Origin of the sequence: Nocardioides humi (assembly GCF_006494775.1) — a bacterium.
In the GTDB taxonomy this organism is placed as follows: domain Bacteria; phylum Actinomycetota; class Actinomycetes; order Propionibacteriales; family Nocardioidaceae; genus Nocardioides; species Nocardioides humi.
This window is the reverse complement of record NZ_CP041146.1, coordinates 5025697-5043490: the sequence shown is the minus strand read 5'-3', so window position 1 is coordinate 5043490 and position 17794 is coordinate 5025697. Positions and strand designations below refer to the sequence as shown.

General features: G+C 72.9%; 16 protein-coding genes and 1 pseudogene. 3 read left to right on the top strand and 14 right to left on the bottom strand.

The genetic code is table 11. The features are described from left to right. Positions 1-82 precede the first annotated feature (82 nt). The 3 genes from FIV44_RS24330 to FIV44_RS30830 form a co-directional block, all read right to left on the bottom strand. Positions 83-1039: a branched-chain amino acid aminotransferase gene (locus FIV44_RS24330; protein ID WP_342778848.1), complete on the bottom strand. Its 957-nt coding sequence runs from the start codon at positions 1037-1039 to the stop codon at positions 83-85. Between the two features lie 134 nt (positions 1040-1173). Further along, positions 1174-2283: a 3-isopropylmalate dehydrogenase gene (locus FIV44_RS24325; protein WP_141006702.1), complete on the bottom strand. Its 1110-nt coding sequence runs from the start codon at positions 2281-2283 to the stop codon at positions 1174-1176. 10 nt (positions 2284-2293) lie between these two features. Continuing rightward, positions 2294-2470: a hypothetical protein gene (locus tag FIV44_RS30830; protein WP_181410803.1), complete on the bottom strand. Its 177-nt coding sequence runs from the start codon at positions 2468-2470 to the stop codon at positions 2294-2296. Between the two features lie 504 nt (positions 2471-2974). On the opposite strand from FIV44_RS30830, the gene FIV44_RS24320 reads away from it, so the two are divergent. Continuing rightward, complete coding sequence (locus tag FIV44_RS24320; RefSeq protein ID WP_141006701.1) at positions 2975-3544, top strand: O-methyltransferase; 570 nt, start codon at positions 2975-2977, stop codon at positions 3542-3544. 22 nt (positions 3545-3566) lie between these two features. On the opposite strand, the gene FIV44_RS24315 is transcribed toward FIV44_RS24320, so the two are convergent. From FIV44_RS24315 to FIV44_RS24290, 6 genes are all read right to left on the bottom strand, one after another. Beyond that, on the bottom strand, positions 3567-4460 hold the full coding sequence (locus FIV44_RS24315; protein ID WP_141006700.1) for an SDR family oxidoreductase: 894 nt from the start codon (positions 4458-4460) through the stop codon (positions 3567-3569). Positions 4461-4529: 69 nt separating this feature from the next. Beyond that, positions 4530-6650: an Ig-like domain-containing protein gene (locus FIV44_RS24310; protein ID WP_141006699.1), complete on the bottom strand. Its 2121-nt coding sequence runs from the start codon at positions 6648-6650 to the stop codon at positions 4530-4532. Between the two features lie 87 nt (positions 6651-6737). Next, on the bottom strand, positions 6738-7547 hold the full coding sequence (locus FIV44_RS24305) for a double zinc ribbon and FHA domain-containing protein (protein WP_141006698.1): 810 nt from the start codon (positions 7545-7547) through the stop codon (positions 6738-6740). Next, positions 7544-8833, bottom strand: coding sequence for a vWA domain-containing protein (locus tag FIV44_RS24300; protein WP_141006697.1), 1290 nt, complete (start codon positions 8831-8833; stop codon positions 7544-7546). The genes FIV44_RS24305 and FIV44_RS24300 overlap by 4 nt, the downstream gene beginning before the upstream one ends. Then, positions 8826-9968: a PP2C family protein-serine/threonine phosphatase gene (locus tag FIV44_RS24295; RefSeq protein ID WP_141006696.1), complete on the bottom strand. Its 1143-nt coding sequence runs from the start codon at positions 9966-9968 to the stop codon at positions 8826-8828. Before FIV44_RS24295 ends, FIV44_RS24300 begins: the two co-directional genes overlap by 8 nt. After that, entirely contained in the window at positions 9965-11866 is a 1902-nt protein-coding gene (locus FIV44_RS24290; RefSeq protein WP_246086597.1) for a serine/threonine-protein kinase, read from the bottom strand. The genes FIV44_RS24295 and FIV44_RS24290 overlap by 4 nt, the downstream gene beginning before the upstream one ends. An 87-nt stretch (positions 11867-11953) precedes the next feature. Between FIV44_RS24290 and FIV44_RS32635 the strand changes: the two genes are divergently transcribed. Continuing rightward, a complete protein-coding gene (locus FIV44_RS32635; RefSeq protein ID WP_246086596.1) occupies positions 11954-12145 on the top strand; it encodes a hypothetical protein in 192 nt (63 codons plus the stop codon). 18 nt (positions 12146-12163) lie between these two features. Continuing rightward, positions 12164-12313 carry a hypothetical protein gene (locus tag FIV44_RS32630; RefSeq protein ID WP_246086595.1) on the top strand — a complete coding sequence of 50 codons (150 nt, stop codon included), beginning with the start codon at positions 12164-12166 and terminating at the stop codon, positions 12311-12313. 49 nt (positions 12314-12362) lie between these two features. Here FIV44_RS32630 and FIV44_RS24285 read toward each other — a convergent pair whose 3' ends face one another. The 5 genes and pseudogenes from FIV44_RS24285 to FIV44_RS24265 form a co-directional block, all read right to left on the bottom strand. Beyond that, positions 12363-13493 carry a hypothetical protein gene (locus tag FIV44_RS24285; RefSeq protein WP_246086594.1) on the bottom strand — a complete coding sequence of 377 codons (1131 nt, stop codon included), beginning with the start codon at positions 13491-13493 and terminating at the stop codon, positions 12363-12365. A 58-nt stretch (positions 13494-13551) separates the two neighbouring features. Continuing rightward, positions 13552-14421, bottom strand: a pseudogene (locus FIV44_RS32625) (glutamate ABC transporter substrate-binding protein); the annotation flags it as partial. Then, positions 14418-15539 carry a hypothetical protein gene (locus tag FIV44_RS24275; RefSeq protein ID WP_141006695.1) on the bottom strand — a complete coding sequence of 374 codons (1122 nt, stop codon included), beginning with the start codon at positions 15537-15539 and terminating at the stop codon, positions 14418-14420. The gene FIV44_RS24275 and the pseudogene FIV44_RS32625, both read right to left, overlap by 4 nt. 147 nt (positions 15540-15686) lie before the next feature. After that, complete coding sequence (locus FIV44_RS24270) at positions 15687-17276, bottom strand: AAA family ATPase (protein WP_141006694.1); 1590 nt, start codon at positions 17274-17276, stop codon at positions 15687-15689. Next, positions 17273-17788 carry a hypothetical protein gene (locus tag FIV44_RS24265; protein WP_141006693.1) on the bottom strand — a complete coding sequence of 172 codons (516 nt, stop codon included), beginning with the start codon at positions 17786-17788 and terminating at the stop codon, positions 17273-17275. Before FIV44_RS24265 ends, FIV44_RS24270 begins: the two co-directional genes overlap by 4 nt. Positions 17789-17794 lie beyond the last annotated feature (6 nt).

Here is a 17794-nt window from a genome sequence, read left to right as displayed (position 1 = left end):
AGCTGGACGCCGACGAGCGCCTCGCGGATCCGCATGGTCAGGTCCTGGCCGGCGGGGGCGGGGGTCTCGCCGCCGGCGTACTTCAGCGAGCCGACGGGGTGACCACGGCCGCTGTGCCGCAGGCGAAGATCTCGGTGATCCGGCCGCTGGCGACGCCGTCGCGCCACTCGTCGATGCCGAACCTCCGCTCGGTGACCTGGTGGCCCATCTTGCCGGCGAGCTCGATGATCGAGGAGCGGGTGATGCCTTCGAGGATGGTGCCGGTGGCGGGGGTGACGATGGAGCCGTCGTCGAAGACGAAGTACATGTTCATCCCGCCGAGCTCCTCGACGTACCTGCCCTCCTGCCCGTCGAGGAAGACGACCTGGTCGCAGCCCTCGGCGTAGGCCTCCTGCTGGGCGACGAGGGACGACGCGTAGTTGCCGCCCGTCTTGGCCGCGCCCATGCCGCCGCGGCCGGCGCGGGTGTACTCCTCGGTGAGCCACAGGGTGACCGGCTTGACGCCGCCCTTGAAGTAGGCGCCGGCGGGACTGGCGATCACCATGAAGGTGACGTGCTGGGCCGGCCGGACGCCGAGGAACTTCTCCGAGGCGAACATGAACGGCCGCAGGTAGAGGCTCTTCTCGCCGCCGTCGGGGTTGCCGGGCACCCAGCGGGCGTCGACCCTCACCAGCTCCTCGACGGCCTGGAGGAAGTCGGGCACCTCGAGCACGGGCAGGGCGAGGCGGTGGCTGGAGCGCTTCATCCGCTCGGCGTTCGCCTCCGGCCGGAACAGCCACAGCGAGTCGTCGTCGTGGCGGTAGGCCTTCATCCCCTCGAAGGTCTCCTGCGCGTAGTGCAGGACGGCCGCCGCGGGGTCGAGCGTGACCGGTCCGTACGGCGTGATCCGCGCGTCGTACCAGCCCTTCTCGGGCGTCCACTCCACGGTGAACATGTGGTCGGAGAAGTGGGTCCCGAAGCCCGGGTTGGCCAGGATCTCCGCCAGGCGGGTGTCGTCGGTGGGGGTCGCAGAGAGCGTGGTGGTGATCTGCATGGTCATCAGGTTAGTCCTCGTTAACGCGGGTCGGGAGGGTGCAGGAATCACCGCTTCAGCGGCGATTCCTGCGCTTCTTGGCCGTTGCAACGGGCGGTAAGTGCAAGTTTCACCGCTTCAGCGGCGATTCCTGCGCGCCCTCACCCCGCTACTCGCGCCGCGATCGCGTCGCCCACCTCCGGCGTACGACGCCGCTGGGCCGGGTCCCGCGCCTCGAGGTCGGCGAGCACGGCCGCCTCGATCCTCGCCGCGGCCTCGGGGTGGCCGAGGTGGTCGAGCAGCAGCGCGCCGGAGAGGATCGCGGCGGTCGGGTCGGCGATCAGCTGGCCGGCGATGTCGGGGGCCGAGCCGTGCACGGGCTCGAACATGGAGGGCGCGGTGCGGTCGGGGTTGACGTTGCCGGAGGCGGCCAGGCCGATGCCGCCGCTGATCGCGGCGGCGAGGTCGGTGACGATGTCGCCGAACAGGTTGTCGGTCACGATGACGTCGAAGCGCTGCGGGTCGGTCGCCAGGAAGATCATCACGGCATCGATGTGGCAGTAGTCCGTGGTGACGTCGGGGTACTCCGCGCCGACCTCCTGGAACAGCCGCCACCAGACCTGCCCGGCGTGCACGAGCACGTTGGTCTTGTGGACGAGGGTGAGCTTCTTGCGGGGCCGGCGCCGGGCGCGCTCGAAGGCGTCGCGGACGACCCGCTCCACGCCGTACGCCGTGTTGACGGAGACCTCGGTGGCGACCTCGGCCGGGGTGCCGACGCGCAGCGCGCCGCCGTTGCCGGTGTACGGGCCCTCGGTGCCCTCGCGGACGACGACGAAGTCGACCTCGCCCTTGGCGAGCACCTCGTCGGACAGCGGGGAGACCGAGCCCGGGTAGATGCGCGAGGGGCGCAGGTTGACGTAGTGGTCGAGCGCGAAGCGGAGCTTGAGCAGCAGCCCGCGCTCGAGGATGCCCGGCGGCAGGTTCGGGTCGTTGGGCTTGCCGCCGACCGCGCCGAGCAGCAGCGCGTCCTGGCCGCGGATCTCCTCGAGCACGCTGTCGGGCAGCACCTCGCCGGTGCGCAGGTAGCGCTCCGCACCCAGGTCGTACTGCGTCGGCGCGAACTTCAGGTCGGCCGGCGCCGCGGCCTCGAGGACCTTGAGCGCCTCGGCGGTCACCTCGGGTCCGATCCCGTCGCCGGGGATGACGCCCAGGGCGACCTGGCCGGTGGTGACGAGGGCGGCGGCGGAGGTGTCGGTCGAGGAGTCGGTCATGGACGAAAACCTAGTTGTCGTCGGGTCGGGCGTCGTCGCCGTCTCGCAGGGCAGTCCCGAAGAAGCCGTCGGACTCGCGGTGCGAGGGCTGGTCGGGATCGTGACGGGCCGGGCCCCACTCCGAGGTGTCGGTGGTCAGGGTGGCGTACCCGGTCGGGTTGGTACGACGGATGGTGGTGCTGGACATGCTGGTCTCCGTAGGTGACGGGACCCGTCGAGAAGATCTGCGGCGGGCCGGGATCTGATGGTCCGAGGGGCCCGCGCGGAGTCAGGGGAACGCCGCGGTCACCGCGGCGAGGTGGCCTCTCTCAGGCCTCGCCGCGGCGCACGATTACGAGAAGGGCGCTCCGCATGATGGACGGGATCCTACGCCGCCTGCGCTCCTGTTGTCCTGGGAACGTCCAGGATCCGGGCAGGTGGGGCGACGTTGCATGGATCCCGGACATCCGGGGATCCATGCGGTTGTCAGGGGTTGCAACGCCTGACAACCGCATGAACTCCCCGACCGGCGGGACTCCTGAGACGGGTGGGACACTCCAGCGCGAGCCGCCCGTCGCCGGCCACCCCCACCGCGACCACGATCCGAGACCGGCGTCCCGTCCCTTGATCGCGGGGTGAGACTCGACGCATGACCACCCACGGTGTTCTTCTCCTCCGCTGCGCTCCCCGAACAACACCGCGGGGACGCCGGATGAGCGCGCCTCCCGAGCTGCCCGACGTGGTCCACCGCGCTTTCGACGTGTCCCGGCGCGCCGGCTACGTGTCCTTCTGCCGCAACGAGACCGGCCGGCTGCTGGCCGCGCTCGCCGCGACCCGGGAGGGGACGATGGCCGAGTTCGGCACCGGCTGCGGCGTCGGCACCGCCTGGCTGCGCTCGGGGGTGCGCAACGACAAGGCCCGGATCCTCACCGCCGAGCTGGACCCGAAGCTCGCCGCGGCCGCGACCGAGATCTTCCATCACGATCCGCTGGTCGACGTCCTCGAGGCGGACTGGTCGACCCTGCTCGACAAGGGGCCGTTCTCGCTGCTCTTCCTCGACTCCGGCGACCCGTCGGCGGTGGCGGTCGACAAGCTGGCCGATCTCGTCGAGCCGGGCGGGATCGTGGTCCTCGACGACTTCGTGCCGTGCGAGATGTGGCCGCCGATCACGGGCGGGCGGGTCGACACGCTCCGCGAGGAGTGGCTGACCGACGAGCGGTTCACCACCGTCGAGGTGATGGTCGCGCCCGACGCGTCCGCGCTGATCGCCACCCGGCGCTGAGCCCAGCCCAGCCCAGGGAGGCTCAGCCCTCGCCGCGCGCCCTCCGCTCGTCGTTGGCGACGTTGCGGGCGCTGGTGGAGCGACCGAGCGCCCGCACCTCGGCGTCCATCCGCGGCAGCAGGTCGGGGACGAGCTTGAGGACCGGCCGGTTGCCCGCGGCGGAGTTGATGACATTGCGGTTGAGCCCGGCCGCGCGGACCCAGCCCGGGCAGTAGACGTGCCGCGAGCGCCGGTCGACGCCCTTCACGAACGCCTTCACGCACGACTCGACGTCGGTGGTCCGGTTCAGCGGCGGCGGCAGCTTGCTCAGCAGCTCCTGGAAGGTCGGCAGGTCGCTCTTGGCGTCCTGGACCAGCGGGGTGTCGATCCACGACATGTGCGCCGACCCGACGGCGATGCCCAGGTGGGCGACCTCGAGCCGCAGCGCGTTGGCGAAGTGCTCGACGCCCGCCTTGCTGGCGTTGTACGCCGCCAGGCCGGGCGCCGCGGCGAAGGCGGCGAGCGACGACACGACCAGCAGGTATCCCTTGCTCTCCTCGAGCGCGGGCACCGAGGCCCGCGCGGTGTTGAAGACGCCGACGACATTGATGTCGATGGTGCGCTGGAAGGCCGCCGGGTCGATGGCCAGCACCGAGCCGTAGCTCGCGATGCCGGCGTTCGCGAGCACCGTGTCGAGGCGCCCGAACCGCCCCAGCGTGGTCGCCACCGCGGCCTCCATCGCCGCCAGGTCGCACACGTCGGCGACGACGCCCTCGCACCGCTCCGCGCCGATCGCCTCGACCGCCTCGGCCAGGGCCGGGCTGTCGAGGTCGGTCAGCACCAGCCGGGCGCCCTCCGCCGCCAGCGCCTTCGCGGTCTCGAGCCCGATGCCGCGGGCGCCGCCGGTGATGAGGATGACCTGGTCCTTGATCGCCATGGACGCATCGTCGCAGATACCGGCGTCACGACGGCCCGCCGCCGGCACCTCGCGACCCTCGGACCCGGATCACCTCGTGACCTTCACCTTGACCGTGGCCGAGACCGCCGGCAGGTACGTCGCGTCGCCGGCGTACGCCGCGCTGAGGCGCCACTTGCCCTTGGCCAGCCTCGGCAGGGTCACGGTCACCGCGCCCGCCGCCAGGGTGCCGGTCGCCTGCTTCGACTTCGCCCCCTTCGTGAGGGTGACGGTGACCCGGCCGCCCGGGACGGGGAGGCCGGTGGACGGGGGTACCCGGACCACGGCCTTGCCCTTCTTCCTCGGAGTGGGCGCCTTCTTCACCTTCACCGTGGGCGTCCGCGGCGGCACCTTCACCGTGGGCGGCACCGGCGCGGGTGGCACGACCTGCGGGACGGTGACGGTCGTCTGGGCGAAGCCGGCGAGGACGGCGCCGCTGCCGTCGTACTCGACGCGGAGGGTGTGGCTGCCCGAGGTCACGACGCCCGAGGGCAGGGTGAGCGTGGCGGCGCCGCCCGCGAGGGTGCGGGTGTCGACGGGCGTGCCGTCGTACCGGAGCCGGACGGTGCCGGTCGCGGCCTGGCCGGTGCCCACGGCCGTCACGGTGACGCCGACGGCCGCAGGAGCGCCGGCGGCGAGGGCCGGCCACGTGACGCCGACAGCGGCCGCCACCGGCGGCGGGGTGTCGGCGGGCACCCACTTCCGGAACTCCACGTAGCGGGCGACGGAGCTGCCGAGGTAGACCGAGCCGTCGGGCGCCTGGAGTGCGGACCAGTGGCGGGTGTTGCCGTCGAAGCAGGCGTTGAGGAAGTCGCTCAGCACGCCGTCCCCGCCCAGCACGCGGGTGTTGCAGGAGCCGCCCGGGCCGATGTTGGAGGCCGGGGCCGAGTGCTGGTAGCCGACCAGGATGTCGTCGCCGGACACGAACGTGGCCGACACGAAGCCGGAGCGGCTCGACGTGGTCGTGCCCGGCGCCTGGAAGGAGCCGTTCGGGTTCGCGAACGTCCGGCCCTCCCGGTAGTAGTTGATGGTCCGGCCGTACTCCCCCTGCCCGCCGACGAAGACGGTCCGATCCCCATCGGCGTCCCAGACCTGGTGGATGCTGCGACCGTCGGGCAGCTTCGGCAGCCCGGGGAGCACGGTCTCGAACGCGCGGCCGTCGAGGTCGTCGTCGGCGACGACCATGCCCCCGACGCCCTGCTCGCAATAGCACCGGATGGTGTAGTTCGGGTAGAGCCCATCGACGTACGACATGCCGTACCGGTTGTTCCACCACAGGTGCAGGTCGCCCTCGGGGTCGTACGTCGCCCCCGCCATCCCGGTGACCTCGTTGCGGTAGCAGAGGGTGACGGTAGCCGCGATGTTGCCGTTGGCGTCGAGGACCCCGACGTCCACCTCGCAGTTCGTGTAGATCTGGTGCGTCGTCACGGTGGTCCAGTCCCCGCCGGGATCGAGCTGGGCCAGCCGCAGATGGTCGCCGTCGGCGGCCTTGTAGGCGACGCTGATCTGGCCGTCGCTCGCCCGGACCGCCGTGCCGTAGTCCGCCCAGTACCTGGGGAGCTCGTCGCCGCCGGGACCGATCTTGGCGGCGGCCCACGAGCCACCGGACCAGGTGCGGGACCTGATCACGTCCGCGTCGTCGTCCTGCCAGACGACGGTGCCGCCGGCCGGGCCCGGGAAGAGCCGGCGCAGGTCGCCGACGTCACCGGTCCACAGGTCGGTGGGCGGGCTCCAGACGCCCGCCAGCGACCGGGTCGACGTCCGCAGCGCCACGTCGACCCCACCGATCGGCAGGTACCAGACGGCGACCACGCTGCCGTCGGGCGCCGCGAACGCCTCCAGGTCGAAGGGCACGGCGCCCTCGCCGGCCCCGTCGGGGAACTCCATGGCGCCCCAGGACGCCCCATCGCCCGACCAGGCGATCACCCGGCTGGGCAGCGCCTGGTTGGCCGACTGGGTGATGGTCAGCTCGACGAACGAGCCGTCGGGACGTCGTACGAGCGCGGTGTCGGCGGCCGCGAAGTTTCCCGTGGCCGGACTGTAGATCCGGGTGGTCTGCCAGGCGTAGCCCGTGAAGTCCGCCTGCGCCGGCGGCGCCGCGAGGAGCGGCAGCACCAGGAGCAGGGCCGTGGCCAGCGTCAGGGCAGGCAGGGCAGGCAGTCGGAAGCGCACCCGTCGAGCATCGGGCGCGCGCCGGGAGCCCCGGAAGGCCGAGCCGGTCTCACCCTGGTCTCACCTGTGCCGGGCGTTCGACCCGGCTCAGACCTCGCCCGGCTGGGCCCGGCGGATGACCAGCCGGGTCCAGGCGCCGAGGTAGACCCGCGCGTCCGGCGCGATCTCCCGCTTCTCCCCCGACGGGATCGGCTGCGTGGGCAGCGCGCCGACCGTGGAGCCGAGATAGGTGCCGTTGGACGAGCCGAGGTCCTCGACCCACCAGCGGGTGCCGTCGGTGGTGAGCTGGCAGTGGCGGCGGCTGATGCCGTTGTCGGAGCCGAGGTCGATGTCGGGGTGGATGCCCCGGCTGCGGGAGGTGCGGCCGACGAGGACCGACGTGGTCTTCAGCGGTACGACGGTGGGCACGCCCGCCGACGGCAGCGGATCGGTCGACTCCTGGTCGGCGTACCAGTCCGGGTCGATCCAGACCTCGGCCACCCACGCGTCGGCGAGCGGTGGCGCGATGGAGGCCTCGGCGGCCGGCGGGGCGGCGTCCGGCTTCCGCGCCTCGGCGGTGCCGGGGTCGTCGGCGCCGGCCGGCGTGCCGAGGTCGAGCACCGACGGCGGCGTGATCGGCCGCGGCATCGAGCCGGTGGTGAAGTCGTAGCCGCAGGCCTCGCAGAACAGCGCGTTGGGCGGGTTGGCCGCCTGGCAGTTGGGGCACTCCGTGGTCGCCGGGGCGGCCGGCTCCGCCGGCGCCGAGGACGCCGCTGCCGGTGCGTCGGCGGGCGCGGACGGTGCGTCCGGCGCCCCTCCGCTGTCGCCGCCGCTCGTGCCGCCCGCCGGGATCGGCAGCCCGCAGACGTCGCAGTAGTCGTCCGAGGCCGACTCGTGCCCCGACGGGCAGGTGCTCATGAGGTGGGCTCCTTGCGGATCCGCGTCGTCTTGGTGGACGCGGTGTCGAGGGCCATCTCGTCGGCCTTGTCGACCGCGCGCTTGAGCCGGACGGTGCCGGTCTCCTCGTTGTCGACGTCGACCACCTTGCGCAGCTTGGACGTGGCCTCGTCGTTGCCGGTCTCGGCCGCCAGCTGGACCGCGCGACCCAGCTTCGTGGTCGCGGTCGCCTCGTCGCCGGCGGCCTTGGCGGCCAGGCCCTCCTGGATGGCCTCGGCGAGCTCGGCCTGTCCCGTGTAGTGGGCGACCTGCTGGTCGATCCGGGTGGTCAGCTCGGAGTTGTTGGACCAGGTCGCCTTCACCAGCGCCTGGGTCACGACGTCGTTGCCGAGCGCCAGCTGGACCCGGGCGGCGAGCTGCTCCTGGCCGATCGCCTTGGCCGGGACCCGGACCGCGACGTGGTAGTCGCGGGACTCGTCGGCCCAGGCGCCCGTCGGGTAGTCGCCGGTGAGCGGGTTGACCGGGGTCCGGCGGTTGGTGAGGTCCTCGACCGTCGGGGAGACCTGCCGCACGAAGAGCACCTCGGCGCCCTGCGGCGTCCACACCCGCAGCGACGCGTCCGCGACGCCGCGGGACATGGCGTTGCGCATGATCTCCTGGAACTGGGCCTTCATCTCGGCGGGCCGCGGGATGATGTCGACGGTTCCGAGCAGGGCCTGCGCGATCCGGCGGATCTCGGCGACCTGCCAGTCCGTGCCGGCGCCGCGGCAGTCGGCCTGGAAGTAGCCGGTGGCCCGGTTGATGGCGTCGTCGAGACGGCCCGGGCGCTCGCGGTTCTCGCCGTCGGTGAGCAGCAGCACGTGGCGCTGGGTGATCTCGGCGACCGAGGCGAACAGCTGGCCGGCGAGGTCGAGCCACGTGCTGATGGCCGTGCCGCCGCTGCCGACGAACCGGTCGATCGCGGCCGACGCCTCCTGGCGGCTGCGGGCGTCCATCCGCACCAGGCCGGGGCCGCTGGAGACCTGCGGATAGGCGAGCATCGCCCGGTCCGCGCCGGCGATCACGCCGAAGTAGGTGCCGTCGACGATCTCGGCGAGCGCGGCCTGGGCCGCCTCCTTCGCGGCCGACATCGTGGCCGGCCCCATCGAGCCCGACGTGTCGACGATGATGATCTCGCCGGCGCTGCCCGCTCCGGATTGACCGGCCGTCCCGGCACCCTTGCAGGTGATCGTGACGATCGCGTTGACGTCGGTCCCACCGTCGGGCAGGAACTCGTTCTGGTAGACGGCGGCGTTGAACTCAGCCATCGCTCGGCTCTCCTCCTGGGGTCGGCGTCTGGTCATTCTGCCCGAGGCCGGTGACATCGACCCGGGCGAGGGCGGCGGTGATGTTGTCGTGCCCGCCGGAGTCGTTCGCGAACGCGACGAGCGCGCGGGCGAGCGTGGCGGGGTCGGTCGTGCCGGCGGCGCGGACCTGCGCGGCCAGGGCGTCGGGCTCGGACGCGTAGTTCCACAGCCCGTCGGAGCAGGTCAGCAGCCAGCCGCTCTCCGTGACCTCGAGCGAGCCCACGGTCGGCGTCTGGTCCTCGGAGTCGCGGCCCAGCCACTTGGTGATGGCGTGCGCCTGGGGCCCGTTCTCGGCGACGTCGCGGGCCACGCCCGCGGCGATCTGCGCCTGGGCGACCGAGTCGTCGACGGTGAGCTGGAGCGGCGTGCCGGCGTCGGGCAGCCAGTACGAGCGGGAGTCGCCGATATTGGCCCAGGTGATCCGGTTGCCCTCCAGCACGGCGGCGGTGAAGGTCGCGGACGCCGGGTTGGGCGAGTCGGGGTCGGTGACCGCGACGATCGCGGTGTTGGCGGCCGCGGCGGCGTTCGCGAGCACCTTGCGTACGGCGGCCTCGCGGCTCTCCGGCGTACCCATCCCCGACGGCAGGGGCATCCGCAGCACCTCGCGCGCCGCCCGGGCCCCGGCGAGAGACGCGACGTCGGAGTCGATGGAGTTGGAGACGCCGTCCATCACGATCAGCACCGCCCGCGAGCCGGGCTCGGCGCCGGCGAGCAGGGCCATGGCGTCCTCGTTGCGGTTCTTGCGGACCGCCTTGTCGCAGACGCCGGCCACCCAGGACGCGGGCTGCTCCTCGAAGTGGTCGCGCTCGCTGGGCGCCTTGGTGCCGCACTCCAGGCAGTAGAGGTCCGGACCGACCTCTCCCCCGCACTCCGTGCACGGCCTACGGCCGGCCGGGGCGGGCGGGTCGGGCAGCGCGGACGCCGGCTTGCGGGTCGGTGCGCTGATCGGCGCGTCCCCGAGCGCGTCGTCGAACGGCCCTCCGACCGTGGTGGCGGCGGGGGCGGCGACCGCCGCGGCGTCGCCGAGCTGGGCGCCGCAGTTCTCGCAGAACCGCGCACCGGGCGCGAGGGCGGCGCGGCAGGACGGGCAGTTCACGTGAGGCTCCAGTTCCGGACGGCGTTGGCCTGGTTGACCAGGGTGACCCGCTCCTTGAGGTCGACGGCATCGCGGGCGAGCATGCGCAGGGCGTTCTCGAGCCCGTCGCGGACGCCGGCCTCGGTCGCCTCGATCGCGCCGATCCGCGCTCCGGCCGGCAGCGAGCCGTTGCTGACCACGGGCAGGGCCTCGTTGAGGATCCGGACCGTGAACCGCTGCCGGGTCTGCTGGTCGACGCTGGAGCTGTCGATGGTGCGCATCGCCTGGTCGAGGACCGCGATGTCCTGGGAGCTGCCGGACAGCAGCACCTCGGCGCGCTGCTGGCGGCTCTCGGTGTAGCCCCGGCTGGTCGTCGGCACCAGGTCGAGCGCCGCGACGGCGCCGGCGGTGTCCTTGCGGTCGGCGCGCACCCGGGCCATGCCGAAGGCAGCCGGCGGGACGTAGGCGGCGTCGGTCAGCGCGCAGACCTGGTAGAGGCCCTCGGCGACCTCCGGCAGGCCGCCGCGCTCGCAGGCGAACGCCAGCGCCAACTTGGGCGCCAGCTCGCCGGGGACCTGCTGGTAGACCGCGTTGAACGACGCCTTCGCCGTCTCCCAGTCGCCCGCCTCGACCGCCGCGAGCCCCTCGATCCACAACGCCCGCCACTCCCACGGGTCGTCGGTGAGCAGCCGCTGGGCGTGGTTCTTCGCGAGCACCGGGTCGCCGAGGTCGAGCGCCGCCCGGGCGCGGGCCAGCCAGATCTCGGCGGTGTCCTCGGGCGCGGACTCCAGGTCCTTGAGCCGCTGGCGCGGGTCGTCCTCGCCGATCGTGCTCAGCCAGCCGTACTGCGCATCGGTGGTGTCCACCCGCAGGTCGGGCAGCTGGCTCCACTCCGTGATCGGCCGGGCGGTGGCGGGCGACTCGAAGAGCACCGACGCCGCCGAGGTCGTGGCCGTCCCCTGCCGCTTGCGGGCGACCACCTCGCGCAGCACGCCCAGCACCTGGGTGCGCATCTCGTCGACCGAGGCGAACCGGTCGGCGGGGTCGGGCGCGCAGCACTTGGCGATCAGCTGGTAGAGCGAGTCGTTCTGCTGGAACAGCGGCGTGGAGTCGACCGGCGGCAGGCTGTGGAGGTAGGTGCCCTGGTAGCCGCGGAACTCCATGCACAGCACCACCAGGGTGCGGCCGATCGTGTAGATGTCCGAGGCCACCGACGGCCCGACCTCGGCGACCTCGGGCGCCTGGTAGCCGACGGTGCCGTAGATCGCCGACTCCTCGTCGTCGATCCGGCGTACGCCGCCGAGGTCGATCAGCTTCATGGCGTCCCCGACCTGGATCATGTTGTCGGGCTTGAAGTCGCAGTAGACCAGACCGAGGTCGTGCAGGTACTGGAACGCCGGCAGCAGCTCGAGGATGTACGCCAGCGCCTGGTCGACCGGCAGCGGGTCGTACGCCCCGTTGTTGGCGGTCATCCGCTGCTTGAGGATCTGCTTGAGCGACTTGCCGCCGACGTACTCCATGACGATGTAGCCGGCGCCGTCGTGGGTGACGAAGTTGTAGATCTCGACGATGAGCGGGTGCTCGACCTGGGCGAGGAACTGCTGCTCGGCGATCGCCGCCGCGAGCGCGTCGGGGTCCCCGGAGTTGAGCAGGCCCTTGAGGACGACCCAGCGGTTGGAGACGTTGCGGTCGCGGGCGAGGTAGATCCAGCCGAGGCCGCCGTGGGCGAGCGCGCCCGCGACCTCGTACTGCCCCGCGACGAGGTCACCCTGCTGCAGCTTGGGGGTGAACGAGAACTGCTGGCCGCAGTTGGGGCAGAAGCCCTCGCTGCGGCCGGGCTGGCCGTCGATGCTGCGGCCGACGGCGTTGCCGCACTTGGCGCAGCTGCGCTTGTCCTCGGGCACCTGCGGGTTGGCCATGATCGCCTTGGCGGCGTCGACCGGAGGCTCGGGGGGACGACCGTCAGGCCGGCGCCCAGCCGGGCCGCGCGCATCCGCTGCGACCCGGTGCGGGTACGGCGGGTGGAGGTGCTGCCGCTGGCGCCGGCCCGCTTGGAGCCGATCGCCGCGGACTGGACCCGGCTGGCGGCGGTCGCGGAGGTCCCCTCGCGGCCCGACAGCGGCTGGGACTCGGCGATCGCGGTCGCCTCGGCCACCCGCGCCCCCGGCACGGCGGGCGTCCCGCAGACGTCGCAGTAGCCGTCGAGGATGGTGCCCGTGCAGCCGGGCTGCTGGCAGGTCGAGGACGCGACGCTGGGCGCGCTGCCGCCCGCCACGGCGGCCGCGATGGGCGCCTTGACGGTGGCGGCCTCGCCGGCCGGCGTCGTCGTGCCGCCGTCGCCGGGCATGCCGCACACGTCGCAGTAGCCGTCGACGATGCTGCCCGTGCAGCCGGGCTGGGTGCAGGCGCCTGCGCTCATGGGTTGGTCTCCTTGTTCAGCCAGGTCTGGTACGTCGTGACGAGCTGCTTCGCGACCGCCATCGGGGTCGGGCGCCGCTCGAGCAGGTCGCGCGCGGACCGCTCGCTCGCGACCAGGTCGGGGTGGTCGGCCACGGCCGCCGCGCGGGCCTTGGCGACGTAGGCGTCGAGCAGCGCGACCAGCTGGGTGTGCTCGGCGAGCGCGTCGGCGTAGGCGTGCTGGGCGATCTCGAGCGCCTGCGACACCCGGTCGAGCCGCTCCAGGTAGGGGCCGATCTCGTCGGGCGTGACGGGCACCGGGCCGAGGGCGTCGACATCGGGTACGGCGTAGCGCGGCGCCGGGTCGACGGTCGCCACGCAGGTCTCGGCGAGCTTCTCCAGCGCCGCCTCCCGCGCCTCCAGGTCGGCGCGCAGCTCGCGCGCCGAGATCACCTGGTCGCGGGCGTCGCGGCGCCGGGCGTTGCCGACGATGAGGTCGCGCTCGAAGGTGGTCGCCTCGGTCTCCAGCGGGCCGAGCATGCCGCCGACGTCGCCGCCGCGCTCGGCCTTGGCGGTGATGCCCTCCAGCCGCGACATCAGCTCGGCGAGCCGGTGCACGGCGGTGTCGCGGGTGAGCGCGGGCTCCAGGCCGACCTGGTCGCGGATCCGCTCGAACTGCGCCCGCAGCTCGCGGATCCGGGCCGCCGACGCGTCCGCGCCCGGCACCAGCGCGAGCCGGTTGCGCAGCTGCCCGGTCAGCGCGTCGCAGAGCCGGCCCGCCTCGGGCAGGGACACCGCCAGGCCGCCGGGCAGCTCGGTCGCGCCGTCCAGCCGTCCCCAGATCAACGCCGAGATCCGCTCCCGCTCCTGCTGCAGGACCCGGCCGCCGTCCCAGGTCGCGAAGACCAGCTGGTAGCGGTCGGTGATCGCCTTCCACAGCGCCAGCGCCAGGGACATGTCGCCGGCCAGCTCTGCTCCCCGGCCCGCACCCAACGCGGCCTGGTCGAGCTCGTCGAGCTCGGAGCGTCGTACTCGCAGCCAGGTGTCGAGCTCGGCGAGATAGGCCTGGATCGCGGCAGGCTCCAGCGCGTCCCCGAGCTTCCCGGGGGCGGTGGGTGCCGTCGTGGTCATGGTCGCCTGCACGCTCACCGGCCGTAGGCGGGGGCGGGGGCGTGGCGTCGACCGTCAGCGTCGGCTTGAGCCACTCGTCGTAGATCGCGGTCCAGCGGCCGTCGGCCCGCATCTGGTCGAGCACCGAGTTGGCGAACCGCACCAGCGCGACGTCGTCCTTGTTGAAGGCGAGGCCGTAGGGCTCGTCGGTCAGCTTGTCCTGCTGCGGCACCGCGGTGTACGGGTCCTGGGCGGCAAGCCCGGCGAGAACGGTGTCGTCGCCGGTGATGGCGTCGACCTCGCCGTTCTGGAACTTGATCAGGCAGCCGGTGTGGTTGGCGGCCTCGACCGCCACGACGTCGGGCTCGATCTTCTTGATGTTGGCCACGCTGGTCGTGGCGGCCGGCGCGCAGACCCGCTTGCCGGCCAGGCTCGCCGGGCCCGTGTAGGTGTCGCCCTCGGTCGAGCCGACCAGGACCTTCTGGGTCGCGTTGTAGTAGACGGCGGAGAAGGCGACCTGGGTCCACCGGTCGCAGTTGACCGTCATGTTGCGCGCGACCATGTCGAGCTCGCCGCTCTCGAGCTTGGGGATCCGCTCGGCCGCGGAGATCACCCGGAGATCGAGCGTGACGCCCAGCGCCTTGGCGATGGCGTCCGCGAACTCGATGTCGAAGCCCTTGAGCTCGGCGTCGGTCGGGTCGGTGAAGCCCATCTTGTAGGTGTCGCCCGAGACCCCGACGACGAGCCGGCCCTTGTTGGTGAGCTGCTTGACCGCGGCCGCCTTGTCGTCGCTCGCGTCGTAGGACTGCGTGGCGTTGTCGCACTCGACGGGCGTGGAGCCCGACGAGCCCGACGACGCCGCGCTCTCCTCGTCCGGCTTCGGCAGCGGCGTCGCGTCGTACCCGCACGCGGACAGCAGCGCGACGCACGCGGTCAGCGTCGCGACCAGCACCCGGATCCGCCTCATGAGAACTCCCTCCGTCGCTCGCCGATACCTCGGGCGACCGCGACCGCCGCCGCGACACCGAGGAGCAGGGTCAGACCGCTCAGCGCGAGCGCGAACCAGCGGCCACTGCGCAGGTCGTGGGTGGCGATGTCGCCGTTCCTCTCGACGGCCGCGCGGGTGGCGTCGTCGAAGGGCTGGAAGGCCTGGCTGCTCTCCTCGATCGCCTTCTGGCGGGCCTCCGCCCAGTTCCCCTCGTCGTCGAGGGCGACGATCTCGTCGTGCACCTTCGTGTAGGCGCTCCACTCGCTGCTCGCACCGGTCCCGGACTCCGTCACGGCCTGCGCCGAGGCCTTCCAGTTGTCCTCGTACGTCGTCCCCGAGCCGCGCTTGATCAGCCGCAGGCTCTCGTTGGCCTTGGCGTCATTGCCGGCCGTGCGGGCGTCGGCCTCGTTGACGGCCGTGGCGAACTCGCCGTCGCGCAGGCTGTCGTTGGAGTTGTCCCGGATCCAGGCGCCGATCACCGTGACGAGCGTGAGCGCCAGCACGATGACCGCCGCGATGGCGATGCCCTTGTTGATCCGCCGCCGGAAGTGGCGGGCGAGCTCGCGGTTGAGCCAGACGAGGGCCACCAGGATCACGACCCCCAGCAGGAACAGCCAGATCGGGTGCTGGCCGGCCATCGCGTCCTCGGCCCGCTGCTGGTTGGCCTTGACGAGCTCGTCGAGGATCGGCAGCGCGGACGCCCGCAGCTCGGTGCTGGACGTGTTGAGGTACTCCGCCCCGATGGGGAAGTTCTGCCGGTTGTTGTCGCGCCCCTGCGCGACACCGGTGGCGTAGCCGGTCACCTCGATGTTGAGCGCCGCGAGCGCCTCGCGGTCGGCGGGCTGGGCCTCGGCCGCGTCGGCGATGGCGGTGAGGACGCCGTCGATCGCCTCGTCGTACTCCTGGCGCCGGTCGGGATCCTCCAGGCCGCCCTTGAGGAAGGCGTTGGTCGCGAGGGCGTCGGCACGCAGCAGCGAGGTCTTGATCTCCTGCACGCGCAGCAGCTGCTCGGTGTCGTCGGCCGCCCGGCCGTCGGCCTGCCAGCTGAGGAACTGCACGAGCGCGCTGACGATGCCGAAGACGATCGCCACGCTCATCCCGATGAGCTGCCAGCGGTTGAGCAGCCCAGGCGTGTCGACGTACGACGTCGCGGGCTGTGCCGCGGCGGCGGGCGCCGGGACGGCCGGTGCCGGGCGGCGGGTGCGGCGGCCGGCGGTGGCGGGGCGGCCTGGGGGCGGTCTGGCTCACGACTCCTCCTCGGGAGTGTCGGTGAAGGGGTCGACCGGCTCGGCCGGCTCGACGTGCTCGGGCGGCACGACCTCGCCGTCGGCGGCCTCGGCGGCCGCGCGCTGCTGGTCGTTGGGGTCGACGACGAGGTCGTCGGGCTCGAGGCCGCGCAGCTGCTCCAGCGTGGGCGCGGGGACGTCGCGCAGCCGCCAGGCGTGGCGGCCGATCGCGGCCTCCATCAGGTTGCGCACGAACCGGGCGTTGCCGAACGACGGGCCGCGCTCGGTCTCGGCGAGGATCTCGCGCAGCCGCTCCTCGACGGCGTCGCCGGCGTCGTAGTCGGCGCCCTCGACCATCGAGGCGAAGATCGCGACGAGCTCGTCGTCGGTGTAGTCGGCGAAGTCGACGGTGGTGCGGAACCTGCTCTCCAGGCCGGGGTTCTCGGAGATGAAGATCGCCATCGGGAGCGGGTACCCGGCGACGATGACGACGAGGTCGTCGCGCTTGTCCTCCATCTCCTTGACGAGGGTGTCGATGGACTCCTTGCCGTACTGGTCGCCGGAGAGGGAGTACGCCTCGTCGATGAACAGCACGCCGCCCTCGGCGGACGCGACGACCTCGGCCGTCTTGGCGGCGGTCTGGCCGAGGTAGCCCGCCACCAGCTCGGAGCGGTCGACCTCGACCAGCTGGCCCTTCGAGAGCAGCCCGAGCGCGCGGTAGATGCCGGCCACCAGGCGGGCGACCGTGGTCTTGCCGGTGCCGGGATTGCCGTTGAAGACGAGGTGTCGGGTGATCGTCGGGGTGTCGAGGCCGGCCTCCTTGCGCAGGCCCTCGACCCGCAGCACCGCCGCCTGGCGGTGGATCTCGCCCTTGACGTTGGCCAGGCCGATCAGCGCATCGAGCTCGGCGAGCAGCTCCTCCACTGTCTTGGTCGGCTCCTCGGGCTTCGGCTCCTCGGCCGGCGGGGTCTCCGGCTCCGCGGCCTGGGTCTGTACGCCGTCGGCGGGCCGCGGCACGTCGGTGCTCGTCGGCTCGGCGGTCGTCGGGTCGGGGTCGGTGGGCAGGGTCGGCGCGGCGCTGTTGAGCGCGCCGAGCTGGCGGCGTACCTGGTCCCCCACGCGGCGGACCTGATCGAGCATCTGGTCGCCGAGACCCGGGACCGGCTGCCGCTCGGGCAGGTCGAAGGCCCCCGGGGCGCTGGCCGGCGGGGTCAGCCCGGCGCTGCCGCCGCCGAGCTGGGCGGTGGTGACGGTGGTGGCGGCGCCGACGGCGTCCGGGCCGGGCTCCCCCAGCCGGGATCCGGCGATCGCGACGTCAGCGAGGGCACCGGCGTAGTCGGCCGCCTGGGCGGACTTCTCCAGCAGCAGCTGGGACATCAGCGGCGTGGGGCCCGCACGGAACCGGTTGCCGCGCTTGGCGGCGAGCATGTGCTCCTCGGCGGAGCGCTCGCGCCCGGTCTGGGTGCACCAGTCGACGAAGGCGCCGCGGGAGCGCTCGGACACGGTGGCGGCGACCGCCTCGCCCTCGGCACGGGCGGCGGCCTCGTCGAGGCCGGCGGCGCGGGCCGCGGCGACGAGCGCGTCGAGGGCGTCGGGGAGGGTCGTCATGGAGCACCTAGGGTGAGATCGGGGCCACCCGAGGAGGAGTGGCCGAACTTGGCGTCGAGGAAGCGGCTGTGCGCGATCAGCGCCTGGGCGTCGGCCCGGTTGGCCGCGTCGAGGATCTGGTCCATGGTCACGCCGAGCAGCTCGAGCGCCTCGATGAGGACCATCAGCGCGGTCTTCGGGCCGTCGATGGGCCGGGTGTCGGCCCAGTCGCGGGGCAGCCGCAGGTAGGACTGCAGCGCCTCAGGGAGGTAGTCGGTGGCGGTGGCCACGACCGAGTAGCTCTCCTCGCTGCCCAGCCCGAGCTGGCTCAGCCGCGGCAGCGTCTGGTTGATGGTGCGCGCGATCCGCTGCACCCGCGAGACGACCACCGGCGGGGCGTTGCTGTCGGTGAGCATGCCGTACACCTGGTTCAGCGCCGCCCGGATGTCCTGCTCCGTCGGCGCAGGCGGCACGACGTACGCCTGCTCCTGCGCGGCGCCACCTCGGCTGCGCCACCATGACCTCAACCCCACCCCGAC